The organism is Pseudomonas shirazica (genome assembly GCF_015168335.1).
In the GTDB taxonomy this organism is placed as follows: Bacteria; Pseudomonadota; Gammaproteobacteria; order Pseudomonadales; family Pseudomonadaceae; genus Aquipseudomonas; species Aquipseudomonas asiatica.
Genome location: NZ_CP063456.1, coordinates 4,985,132 through 4,997,422, shown reverse-complemented (window position 1 = coordinate 4,997,422; position 12,291 = coordinate 4,985,132). Strand labels below are relative to the sequence as shown.

Below are 12,291 nucleotides of genomic sequence, written 5' to 3'. Positions count from 1 at the left end.
AGATGTCGTGCCGTTTCGCTCCTCGGCCAAGGTTGGGGTTGTATCGATTCTTATCGATTTAATTTCCTTGATCGCTCATGATTTTCCCGATTATCGGGCTTCAAATATCGATATATATCGGTTATAAATTGACAAACGCCCCAGCACAGTCCGGCTCAGGGCCATCACAGAGGTCAATCATGAAAACCCTCAACTCCACTCCCCGTGCCGATGGTTTCCACATGCCCGCCGAGTGGGCCCCGCAAACCCAGGTGTGGATGGTCTGGCCGGAGCGCCCGGACAACTGGCGCCTGGGCGGCAAGCCGGCGCAGGCTGCCCATGTGACCCTGGCCAAGGCCATTGCCCGCTTCGAGCCGGTAACCGTCGCGGTTTCCGCTGGCCAGTACGAGAATGCCCGCCGCCAGCTCGACCAGCCGAACATTCGCGTGGTCGAGATCAGCAATGACGATGCCTGGGTGCGTGACACCGGTCCGACCTTCGTCATCAACGACCAGGGTGAAGTGCGTGGTGTGGACTGGGGCTTCAATGCCTGGGGCGGCTTCGACGGCGGCCTGTACGCACCGTGGAACCGTGACGAGGAGCTGGCGGCCAAGGTCCTGGAAATGGAGCGCTGCCAGCGCTACCACACCGAAGGCTTCGTGCTCGAGGGCGGCTCGATCCACGTGGACGGCGAAGGCACGGTGATTACTACCGAAGAATGCCTGCTCAATCGCAACCGCAACCCGCACCTGAACCGCGAGCAGATCGAAGCGGTGCTGCGCGATCATCTGGCGGTGGACACCGTGGTCTGGTTGCCGGATGGCCTGTACAACGACGAGACCGATGGCCATGTCGACAACTTCTGCTGTTACGTGCGCCCGGGCGAAGTGTTACTGGCCTGGACCGATGATTCCAACGACCCCAACTATGCACGCTGCCATGCCGCCATGGAGGTGCTGAAGAACACCCGCGATGCCAAGGGCCGCGAGTTCATCGTGCACAAAATGCCGATCCCGGGCCCGCTGTTCGCTACTGCCGAAGAGTGCGCCGGGGTCGATCAGGTGGCAGGCAGCCAGGAGCGTGACCCATCGGTGCGCCTGGCCGGCTCGTACGTGAACTTCCTGATCGTCAACGGCGGCATCATTGCGCCTAGCTTCGACGACCCGGCAGATGCCGAGGCCAGAGCGATCCTGGCGAAGATTTTCCCCGACCACGAGGTGGTGATGATCCCTGGTCGTGAGCTGCTGTTGGGCGGTGGCAACATCCACTGCCTGACACAGCAGCAGCCGGCGCCGTTCAAGCGTTGAGCGCACGGTGAATGAAGAGGCCCGTCACATGACGGGCTTTTTTGTTTCCAGGGGCCGTCCGCAGGCCTGTACTGGCATATGTTTTGTATTGTTTTTCAGACAGATAGCTCGGCCATGCTGAGCTCTCGAATCTGTAACAATCCTTACGTAGATTAGCCGCTCACGGGCCAGGGAGTACGTGTAGAAATGAATGCAGCAAGTGAGTCGGCTTTGCGCCCATCGGCAGTGAATCACCAATCGCTCAGACTTGTGGCGAAGTGGTTGAAACACCATGGAAGCATCAGGGTCAGGACGACCGACCCACGACGTCTGCTTGCCGGACGATACCCCCAAGGGCTGATCAGCGAAGCAGAAATGCAGGCGCTGATGGCGGTGTGGCACTGATCGATTGCTTCAACCTGTGCTGGCCCCTTCGCGGCTAAAGCCGCTCCCACAGGTACCCCACTGGGCTCGATGCATGTGGGGTAGCTGTGGGAGCGGCTTTAGCCGCGAAGGGGCCGGCACAGGCATTAAAGATCAGAAGCTGTAGCTGCCAGTCACCACCAGGCTGCGCGGGTCACCCACCTGGATCTGCGCCGCACTGGTCGCCGAGCTGTAGTAGGTCTTGTCGGCAATGTTGCTCAGCGCCGCCCGCACATCCCAGTCATGCGTGCGGTACCCCGCCAGTGCATCCCAGCGGCCATACCCCGGCAGCACCGTGGTGTTCTGGTTGTCCGCATAACGCTCGCCTACCAACGTCAGGCCGGTTTCGGCGTACCAGCCCAGTTCCGGTTTCCAGGTCACGAACAGGCTGCCGTTGCGCTTGGCCACGTCATTGATGCGGTTGCCTTCCTGGCCGTTGTTGTCCTTGACGATGGTCGCGTCCTGCAGGCCGATGCCACCGCGCACGTACCAGTTGCCAACGATGTTGCCGGTGGCGGTCAGCTCGATACCGCGCGAACGCTGCATGCCGCTGAGCAAGATGTTTTCCGGGACAAGCGGGTCGCGGGTGCGGCGGTTGTACAGCTCCAGCTCGTAGATGGCCAGGGTGGTGGTCAGGCGCTGGTCGAGCCAGTCGCTCTTCACGCCGATTTCCTTCTGACGGGTTTCTTCCGGCTTGGCGTCGTTACCGTTGCCTTTTGCGCCTGGGGTGATGCCGATCAGCCCGCCGCCAACCGGCGAGAAGGTCTTGCTCCACGAGGCGTAGAACGAATGGTCGCGCCACGGTGTATAGACCACACCCAAGCGTGGGCTGGTGCTGTTGCTGTCCTGTGTTTCGCGCACGCCATCCTTGTTGGTGGTCTGCACGTCGAACTGGTCGAAGCGTACACCGGCAAGAACCTGCCACTGATCGTTCAGGCGGATCTGGTCTTGCAGATAAAGGCCGCGGCTATCGACCACGGTATGGTTGTCACTAAACAACGTCATTGGGCCATTGAGCTGCTGGTTGCGGCCGGGCTTGCCCAGGCCCTGGAGTTTCTGGTCGACCGCTTTGTACAGCACCGGGTCGCGCTTCTGGTTGCCGAACTCCAGGCCCAGCAACAGCTTGTGCTCCAGGCCCAAGGTGTCGAAGTCGCCCTCGGCCTCCAGGGTGTTGAACAGGTTTCTGGTGTTCAGGTCCTGCTGCCAGCGCTGGCGGGTCAAGGTGTCGGTGCTGGCGTCGTAGCCCGTGACGTAGGTGTTGTCGAACTCACTGTCGAGCTTGAACAGGCCAAGGGTATGGCGCAACTGCCAGGTTTCGTTCAGCTGATAGTTCAGGCGCGAGCGCAGCGACTGGGCGCGGTCGTCGATATAGTCGCGCTGTGTGTCGCCATAAGTGGTGCTGCGGCCGACATCGGCCGGGCGGCCGTTGACCCCGGGGATGCCTCGGTCCGGGGTGCGGTTGTAGCGGCTGTATTCGTATTGCACCAGCCAGTTCAGGTCGGGGGTGACCTGCCAGCTGATCGACGGGGCGAACAGCTGGCGGTTGCCGTCGATGCCGTCGCGGAAGCTGTTGTTGTCCTGGTTGCCCATGTTCAGGCGCAGGCTGACGGTGTCGCTGGGGTCGGCACTGAGGTCGGCATACAGGCTGTGCAGGTCTTCGCTGCCTGCCTGCGCCTCGATGCTCGAACGGCGGCCGTGCTCCGGCGCCTTGCTCACCCGGTTGACGATACCGCCCTGGCTGCCACGGCCATAAAGCACCGCTGCCGGCCCCTTGAGCACTTCGACCCGCTCGATGTTATGCAGGTCGCGGATGTACTGGCTGTCGTCGCGAATGCCGTCCAGGTAGAAGTCGTTGCTGGCTTCGAAGCCGCGGATGCGCACGCTGTCGAAGCGGGTGTCGGCACCGCTGCTGACGTTGGGGATGCCTTCCAGCGCCTTGCCCAGGGTGTTGCTGCCGTAATCCAGCACGTTGACGGTCTTTACCGTGTCGATGGCCTGCGGCACATAGCGTACCGGCGTCGAGGTGCGGGTCGCGGTGCTTACCTCCTTGACTCGCGGGTTGTCCTCTTCGCGCTCACTGTCGGCGGTTACCGACAGTTCCGGCAGGGTGGTGGTGGCGGCACTGGCCAGGCTGGCGCCGAACAGCAGCGACAGGCCAAGCGTCAGGGGTGAAAGACGGCAGGGTACAAGCATGGGCACATCCGGATCGAGCAGGTGAAAAAGAGATGCGGATGGTAATGCTTGTTATTTGCTATTGCTTGAGTATTTGTAAAGGCTTGTCATTACATCTGTGTCAGTTTGTTACGGTCTCCACCGCGCCGCGTTTCCCTGTAGGAGCAGCCTTGTGCTGCGAAAGCCCTCGCAGGAAATTGTCCATTCGATCAAAAGGCTATTTCTCACACGAGATAAATTGTCCGCTGATAGCGCAAACCTGCATGGAAATGCACCAGGCAAGCGCGCGATTTTGGTTATATCAACCTGCATTTCACGACTTTTTGACATTTGTAATCGCACACGGCTAGGATTCGGCCAACGCCTGCTGGCCATGATCTTGGCCATGCTGCTGCCAGAGGCCGCCGTGTGATTTCCGGCAGGCCTTCCAGTCTGGATCCGCATAGCGTCGAACCTACGAAGGGGCGTTGGTTCCTGGCGTCATATTGCAGAGCGTTTTTGATTAAGAAATAAGGAAAACAACATGTTGAAAACCAGGATCAGCCTGGTCGCCCTGGCGATGATCGCCGCGACCCAGGCACAGGCCAATGATCAGGCCGACAGCAAAGGCTTCATCGAGGACAGCCACGCCAACGTCCTGCTGCGTAACGCCTACATCAATCGTGACAAGAAGCACGGCACCGACGACCAGATCGAATGGGGCCAGGGCGTCATCGCCAACTTCTCCTCCGGCTTCACCCAGGGCACCGTCGGTGTCGGCGTCGATGCATTCGGCCTGTACGCCGTGCGTCTGGATGGCGGCAAGGGCCACAACGGTGGCGCCGGTGTCGACTTCTTCAAGCCTTCGGACTTCAAGGACGAGAACGGCAACGCCAACTCGCCGCACAACCTGGCCCGTGGTGGCGCTGCAGTGAAGTTCCGCATCTCCAACACCGTGCTCAAGTACGGTGACCAGATGCCGGCACTGCCAGTGCTGCAGTACGACGACGCCCGTCTGCTGCCAGAAAGCTTCACCGGTACCCTGATCACCTCCAAAGAGATCCAGGGCCTGGAACTGAACGCCGGCCGCTTCACCCAGGAAGCGCGCAAGAGCGCCGAGCGCCGTGACGGTGGTGGCCTGAAGTCGATCAACGTCCTCGGTGGTAGCTACAAGTTCACCGACAACTTCACCGCTTCGCTGTACACCGCCGACAACGAAGACGTGATGAAGAAGCACTACCTGGGCCTGAACTACGTCTTCCCGATTGCCAACGACCAGTCCCTGACCCTGGACTTCAACGGCTACAAGTCGGACATCGACAACAAGTTCGTCAAGAGCGCCAAACTCAACGGCGACTCCAACACCATCTGGAGCCTGGCAGCGACCTACGCGTTCGGTGCGCACTCGTTCACCATCGCCCACCAGCGCAGCACCGGCAGCACCGGCTACAACTACGGCTGGTACCAGAACGAGGGTGGCGTGGGTGACGGTGGTTCGACCATCTACCTGGCCAACTCGTACTGGTCCGACTTCAACGCCGAAGACGAGCGCTCCTGGCAGCTGGGCTACGGCCTGGACTTCGGTGCCTACGGCATTCCGGGCCTGACCTACAAGCTGGCCTACGTGGTGGGTGACAACATCAACACCCGCAACGTCGACAACCCGCAGGGCTTCGGTGAAGGTAAAGAGCGCGAGATCTTCAACCAGATCCGTTACGTGGTGCAGGATGGCCCGGCCAAGGACCTGTCGATCAAGCTGCGTAGCTCGTTCGTGCGGACCAACAACGCCGTGCAGCAGAACGGTTACAACGACGACGGCAACGAAGTCCGCGTATTCGTCGAGTACCCGATCAGCATCTTCTGATCCTGATCTGATGGCCTAGGGGCTGCTTTGCAGCCCATCGCGACACAAGGCCGCTCCCACACGATTCTGTAGGAGCGGCCTTGTGTCGCGAAAGGGCCGCAAAGCGGCCCCCGGCTTTCAAGCCGTCTCCACCACTTCCCTGCGCCGCACACCAACAACCTTCACCTCTCCCTCCCCAGTCTCCGGCGCAAAGCTGTCACTACGCGCCATCCGCCACATCCGCGCATAAAACTCGCTTTCAATCGAGCCACTGAGCAATTCGCCCGGCTTGAGGAACGTGTGCAGGTCCGAGAACAGCCCGATTTCGCTAGGGCTGATACGCCGCGCCAGGTGCTTGGGCTTGAGTTCCGAAGGGTGCTCCAGGCCCGCGGCAGCCAACATTTCGGCCAACGTATGCAGCGTGTTGCGGTGGAAGCTGGCCACCCGCTCGGCCTTGTCCGGCACCACCAGGGCGCGCTGGCGCAGCGGGTCTTGCGTGGCCACGCCGGTCGGGCATTTGTTGGTATGGCAGCTCTGCGACTGGATGCAGCCAATGGCGAACATGAAGCCGCGCGCGGAGTTGACCCAGTCCGCCCCGATGGCCAGCACGCTGGCGATGTCGAAGGCGCTGACGATCTTGCCCGCCGCGCCAATGCGGATGCCGGCGCGCAGGTTCAGGCCGACCAGGGTGTTGTGCACGAACATCAGGCCCTCGCGCATCGGCACGCCCATGTTGTCGCTGAACTCGCGTGGCGCCGCACCGGTGCCGCCCTCCTTGCCATCGACGACGATGAAGTCTGGAGTGATGCCAGTGGCCAGCATGGCCTTGGCAATGCCCATGAACTCCCAAGGGTGGCCCAGGCAGAATTTGAACCCCACCGGCTTGCCGCCCGACAGCTCGCGCAGGCTGGCCACGAACTGCAGCAACTCGACTGGCGTGCGGAAGGCACTGTGCGCCGCTGGCGAGATGCAATCTTCGCCCACGCGCACGCCACGGGTTGCGGCAATTTCGGGGCTGACCTTGTGCCCCGGCAGGATGCCGCCGTGGCCCGGCTTGGCGCCCTGGCTGAGCTTGATCTCGATCATCTTCACCTGTGGCGAGCGCGCCTGCTCGGCGAATCGCTGTGGGTCGAAGCGGCCGTCCTCGGTGCGGCAGCCGAAGTAGCCACTGCCGATTTCCCAGATCAGGTCACCGCCATGTTCGCGGTGGTACGGGCTGATGCTGCCTTCGCCGGTGTCATGGGCAAAACGGCCCATGCGTGCACCGCGGTTCAGGGCAGCGATGGCGTTGGCGCTGAGGGCGCCGAAGCTCATGGCCGAGATGTTGAAGATAGATGCCGAATAGGGCAGGCGGCATTGCGGCCCGCCAATGGCGATGCGGAACGATGCCGGGTCTGGCGTGGCCACTGGCAGCATGGAATGGCTGATGAACTCGAAGCCGGGCTTGTAGGCATCGTTGAGGGTGCCGAAGGCCTTCTCGGCGCTTTCGTTCTTGGCCCGGGCGTAGACCAGCGAGCGCTGCGAGCGGGAGAACGGCAGCTTGTCGTCGTCGCCCTCGATCAGGTACTGGCGGATCTCCGGGCGGATGGTTTCGATCAGGTAGCGGATGTTGCCCAGGATCGGGTAGTTGCGGCGCACGGCGTGGTGGCTTTGCCGCAGGTCGTTCAGGCCGACCAGGCTGAGCAGCGCGGTGATCAGTGTCAACGGCCACAGCCAGGCATGCTGGGGTAGCAGCGGCAGGCTGGCGAAGGTGAACAGCAGGCAGAGGGCGAGGCAGGCGTAGCGGCTGGGTAGAGAGTGTTTCATGGGTCCATCGCAGGCAGGATGACCGGGCATAGGATAGGCAAAGGCGGGGAGGGGAAAACCTGGGTAATCGGTAAAAGACTGTTACCTGATTGTGGTTGTGTTGCCTGTGCTGGCCTCATCGCCGGCAAGCCTGCTCCCACCTCGACCGCACCGATTTCAAGCCATGCGCAGTTCCGGTGGGAGCTGGCTTGCCGGCGATGAGGCCAGCACAGGCGGCACAGTCCCTCCTCCACAAAAGTGTTAGCGAGGCAGCAACACGCTGACCCGCAACCCACCCCCCTCGCGGTTCGCCAGCAGCAACTCGCCCCCATGGCTGGCAGCAATCCGCTGGGCGATGCTCAACCCCAGCCCATACCCCCCGGACGCCTGGTTGCGCGACCCTTCACCACGCACGAACGGGTCGATGATGGTCGCCAGCAGGCTCGGCGCAATCCCCGGGCCGCGGTCATCGATATGGATGAACACCCCTGTGCTCGCCTGTTCCAGCGTGACCGAAACCTCCTTGGCATAACGCAACGCATTGACCAGCAGGTTCTGCAGGCAGCGCTGCAGCAGCAGGGCATCGACCCGCAGGCTGCCCGCCTGGCCATGCACCGGCAACGGCTCTTCGGCAGTGGCCAGCTCCGCGCACTGGCGCACCACCAGCCGGTCCAGGTCTACCTGCTGCAAGTTCTGTTGCTCCCCCGCGCGCAGGTAATCGAGCACCTGGCCGATCATGTTGTCCATCTGCGCAATGTTCTGCCGCAGGCGCTGCCGGTTGTCGTCGTCCGGCAGGCGCTCCAGGCGCAGGCGCATGCGCGTCAGCGGGGTGCGCAGGTCGTGGGATACGGCGGCCAGGAAGTAGGCCTTGTCGTTGACCATCGCGATCAGCCGCTGCTGCATGGCGTTGAAGGCCTGGGCCGCCTGGCGCACTTCCTCCGGGCCATCCAGCGCCAAGGGCGGCTGCTCGAGGTTGCTGCCCAGGCCGCGCGCGGCATCGGCCAGGCGCCGCAGCGGGCGCAGGCACAGGCGCACGGCTATCAGGCACACCAGCAATACCGCGACGATGCGCAGCGCATACACCCGCAACAGGTAATCGCTGATCAGCACCCAGGCCGACTCGCCGCTCCAGCCTTGCAGTTCCTGGCCCTCGATGGTCAGCCAATGCCCATCGGCCAACGGTACCGCGAACTGCAGATGCGCCTGGGCCGTGCGCAGGCCGAACAGGCTGCGCCAGACGATCGGCTGGCCCTGTTCGTCGGTCAGCTGCACCTTCATCAGGCGCACGTCCTGGGCATGCCCCAACTCGTACTCGAGGGCCTGGTGCAGCAACAGCTCGACACGCCTGCGCCCGCGGCGCTCGTCCTGCACCGGCGTGGGCAGGGCTTCGCTGCAACGCACTTGGTAATGCGCTGGCGCCTGCAATGCACCGGCACGGCAGTCAGCCTGGGCGATCAACGGCGCGCTGCGTGCGGCAATCAGCCGGACAGGGGCCTCGAGAACCTGGGCAAAACGCACATCGAACCAGATGCTGCTGGACATCAACTGGATCAGCACGGTGCCGCTGACCATTATCAGCAGCAACTGGCCGAACAACGTGCGTGGCCACAGCCGGCGCAGCCAGCGCATGTCAGGCATCGGCCCCGTTGGCGGCGATGCTCAGCAAATAGCCTTCGTTGCGGATAGTGAGAATTTGCGCGGCACCCGCCGGCGCGTGGCGCAGGTGCTGGCGCAGGCGGCTGACGCACATGTCCACCGAACGGTCGTCTGGCAGGTGGTCGCGGCCGAACGCACTGCGCGTCAGCTGGTCGCGGGACACCACACGGTTGTTGGCTTCCAGCAGCTCGCGCAGTACGCGGTAGTCGGAGCGGGGCAGGGTCAGGGTCTCGCCATCGGGGCGGGTGAGCAGGCGTTTCACGTGTTCCAGGCGGAAGCCGGCGAACAGCTGGGCATCTTCTACCGGCTCTTCGGCGGGCGCATCCAGGCGTTGCGGACGACGCAGCACGGCCTTGATCCGGGCGATCAGCTCGCGTGGCTCGAAGGGCTTGGCCAGGTAGTCATCGGCACCCACCTCCAGACCGATGATGCGGTCCAGCGTGCTGCCCTTGGCCGACAGCATGATCACCGCCAGCCCCGGCGTGGCTTGCAGCTGGCGGCACAGGCTCAGGCCATCTTCGCCCGGCAGCATCAGGTCCAGCACCACCAGCTCCACCTTGTGCCGGGCCAGTTGCTCGCGCATCTGCTCGCCGTCAGCCGCTGCCAGTACGTTATAGCCGGCATCTGTCAGGTAATCACAAAGAAGTTCGCGGATCTCGTCGTCATCGTCGACAACAAGCAAAGTTGTGCTCATGCAGAAAAACACCTGTTCGGTGAGGGCCGGTGGCGCTCGTTACGTTCGATTACATCCCCGTACAAGCCGGGTCTGGAGCCGGGGGGGCCGATCCCTAGAATCCTAACAAAAAATCATCTGCAAATACGAAGCCTTCCCAAATGAACTCCGAGAGCACCCCGAACGCCTTCCCCTCCATCAGCCGAGGCGGCACACGCCTCAAACCGCTGGCCCTGTTCATTGCCGTGGCCGTCAGCGGTGGCGCGATGGCTGCCGACAGCAAGCCCCTGGAACTGGAGGCCACGCAGATCGAAGACAGCGCCCTGCTGCCTGCCGACGAAGCTGGTCAGCTGGGTTACACCGTCGAAAGCACCCGCAGCTCCACCGGCCTGGCCCTGACGCCGCGCCAGACGCCGCAGTCGGTCACCACCATTACCCGCCAGCAGATGGATGACCACGACATCCACACCATCGAGCAAGCGCTGGAAACCACCCCAGGCGTGACCGCGAGCAAGTCCGAAGTGGGCGGGCGTACCGACTACCGTGCCCGTGGTTACTCGATCAGCAACTGGAAGGTCGATGGCCTGCAGTTCCAGGGCGGGTCCGATTTCAGTGGCGGCGGCAACGCACTGAACATGGACCTGTACGAGCGCATCGACATCGTGCGCGGCGCCAACGGCCTGCTGGGTGGTACCGGCGACCCGTCGGCCACCGTCAACCTGATCCGCAAGGCACCGACCAGGACGTTCGGCGGTAGTGCCTATGCCACCTACGGCAGCTGGGACAAGCGCCGCCTGGGCGCCGACCTCAACCTGCCGCTGTCCGAAGACGGCCGCCTGCGTTCGCGCTTCGTGATGACCCAGCAGGACGCCAACTCATTCCGCGACAACCAGTCCGAGCGCTCCCGCGCCGCGCTGGCCAACTTCGAGTTCGACCTGGACGACGCCACCACCCTTGGTGCCGGCTACCAGTACGAGTACAACAAGATTGTTGGCGGTGGCTGGGGTGCGAACATCCCGATCTGGTACAGCGATGGCAGCAAGACCGACCTGCCGCGCAGCACCAACGTGGTACCCAGCTGGAGCTTTGGCGAGTACACCACCCGCACCGCGTTCGGCTCGCTGGAGCACCGCTTCGACAACGACTGGACGCTGGACCTGAAAGCCGCCCAGAGCACCGCCGAAACCCTCAACCACCGCGGCCTGGCCAAGGTCAACTCGGCGGGCCGTGGCAGCTACGGCGGCTACTGGGACCAGGATGGCAGCGGCGCCGTGCTCAACGGCCTGCACAGCTCCACCGACACCACCCAGCAGTCGGCGCAGATCGACCTGTCCGGCCCGTTCCAGCTGTTCGGCCGTACCCACCAGGCGATGGTTGGCTACAACGACAGCCGCACCGTGGCCTGGTCGCCGGAATACACCTGCACCATGGTTGGCGACGGCATGGCCAGTGCGCCTGCGCTGGGTTGCCAGTTCCGCGCCAACAACGGCTTCCCGCTGACCGACTGGCGCAATGGCGTGGATGACGACTACAACATCATCGCCTCGCGCACCGGCCGCCACAGCAAGACCACCACCCGCCTGCAGGGCATGTACGCGGCAACCCGCCTGAGCATCACCGACCCACTGTCGGTCATCCTCGGCGTGCGCACCAGCAACTACTCGGCCACCACCCGCAGCGTGGCTGGCGCACGTACCAGCCAGGAAGAGAACGGCATCGTCACCCCGTACCTGGGGGCCGTGTACGACCTCAACGACAACTACTCGCTGTATGCCAGCTACACCGACATCTTCACCCCGCAAACCGCTGAAACCAGCAGCGGCAGCAAGGTCGAGCCGATTCGCGGGCAAAGCTACGAGACGGGTATCAAGGGAGAGTGGTTCGATGGCCGCCTGAACGCCTCGGCGGCGTACTTCCGCACCAAGCAGGAAAACAAGGCAGTGCTCGACGGCGACCTGACCACGCCCACCGGTGGCGACGCCTACAAAGCCGGCTCCGGCCAGGAAACCGACGGTATCGACCTGGAAATCGCCGGCGCCCTGACCCCCAGCTGGAACGTGTACGCCGGCTACACCTACCTGCACTTCCGCCGCGTCGACAGCGACGGCCGCAGCGACCCATCGCACCTGTTCAAGGCCTCGACCACCTACCGCCTTTCCGGCCCTCTCGACCGCCTGACCCTGGGCGCCGGGGTTACTGCGCAGAGCAACATCCGCGCAATCTCCAGCCCGGCAGGCCAGCCGAGCAATGGTGTGAGCACCGGTGCCACTGACGTGAATTGGTCCGGTTATGCCATCTGGAATGCCATGGCCAAGTACCAGCTGACCGACGACACCAGCGTCAGCCTTAACGCCAACAACCTGTTCGACAAGCACTACTACACCCGCTACGGGTTCTATGCCGGGGCAATTTATGGTGACCCACGCAACCTGTCGCTGACGGTCAGCACAGCGTTCTGATCAACCGCACCTGGGGCTGCTGCGCAGCCCATCGCC

7 protein-coding genes are annotated in these 12,291 nt (G+C 63.2%); 3 read left to right on the top strand and 4 right to left on the bottom strand.

Annotated features, from left to right (window positions below; genetic code table 11):
- Positions 1–179: 179 nt before the first annotated feature.
- Positions 180–1,286 carry an agmatine deiminase gene (aguA, locus tag IMX18_RS23075; protein WP_054573395.1) on the top strand — a complete coding sequence of 369 codons (1,107 nt, stop codon included), beginning with the start codon at positions 180–182 and terminating at the stop codon, positions 1,284–1,286.
- Positions 1,287–1,802: 516 nt separating this feature from the next.
- Here aguA and IMX18_RS23070 read toward each other — a convergent pair.
- Entirely contained in the window at positions 1,803–3,881 is a 2,079-nt protein-coding gene (locus IMX18_RS23070) for a TonB-dependent receptor (protein WP_217190245.1), read from the bottom strand.
- Between the two features lie 502 nt (positions 3,882–4,383).
- Here IMX18_RS23070 and IMX18_RS23065 point away from each other — a divergent pair.
- The gene (locus IMX18_RS23065; protein ID WP_015268619.1) at positions 4,384–5,703 is read left to right on the top strand and encodes an OprD family porin; all 1,320 of its coding nucleotides are present in this window, start codon (positions 4,384–4,386) and stop codon (positions 5,701–5,703) included.
- Between the two features lie 117 nt (positions 5,704–5,820).
- Here IMX18_RS23065 and IMX18_RS23060 read toward each other — a convergent pair whose 3' ends face one another.
- The 3 genes from IMX18_RS23060 to IMX18_RS23050 form a co-directional block, all read right to left on the bottom strand.
- Positions 5,821–7,488 carry an FMN-binding glutamate synthase family protein gene (locus IMX18_RS23060; protein WP_054573663.1) on the bottom strand — a complete coding sequence of 556 codons (1,668 nt, stop codon included), beginning with the start codon at positions 7,486–7,488 and terminating at the stop codon, positions 5,821–5,823.
- Between the two features lie 240 nt (positions 7,489–7,728).
- The gene (locus IMX18_RS23055) at positions 7,729–9,096 is read right to left on the bottom strand and encodes an ATP-binding protein (RefSeq protein ID WP_100413109.1); all 1,368 of its coding nucleotides are present in this window, start codon (positions 9,094–9,096) and stop codon (positions 7,729–7,731) included.
- A 1-nt stretch (position 9,097) separates the two neighbouring features.
- On the bottom strand, positions 9,098–9,817 hold the full coding sequence (locus tag IMX18_RS23050) for a response regulator (RefSeq protein WP_054573664.1): 720 nt from the start codon (positions 9,815–9,817) through the stop codon (positions 9,098–9,100).
- A 140-nt stretch (positions 9,818–9,957) separates the two neighbouring features.
- Here IMX18_RS23050 and IMX18_RS23045 point away from each other — a divergent pair, with 140 nt between their 5' ends.
- Positions 9,958–12,255 carry a TonB-dependent siderophore receptor gene (locus tag IMX18_RS23045; RefSeq protein WP_217190243.1) on the top strand — a complete coding sequence of 766 codons (2,298 nt, stop codon included), beginning with the start codon at positions 9,958–9,960 and terminating at the stop codon, positions 12,253–12,255.
- Positions 12,256–12,291: the final 36 nt, after the last annotated feature.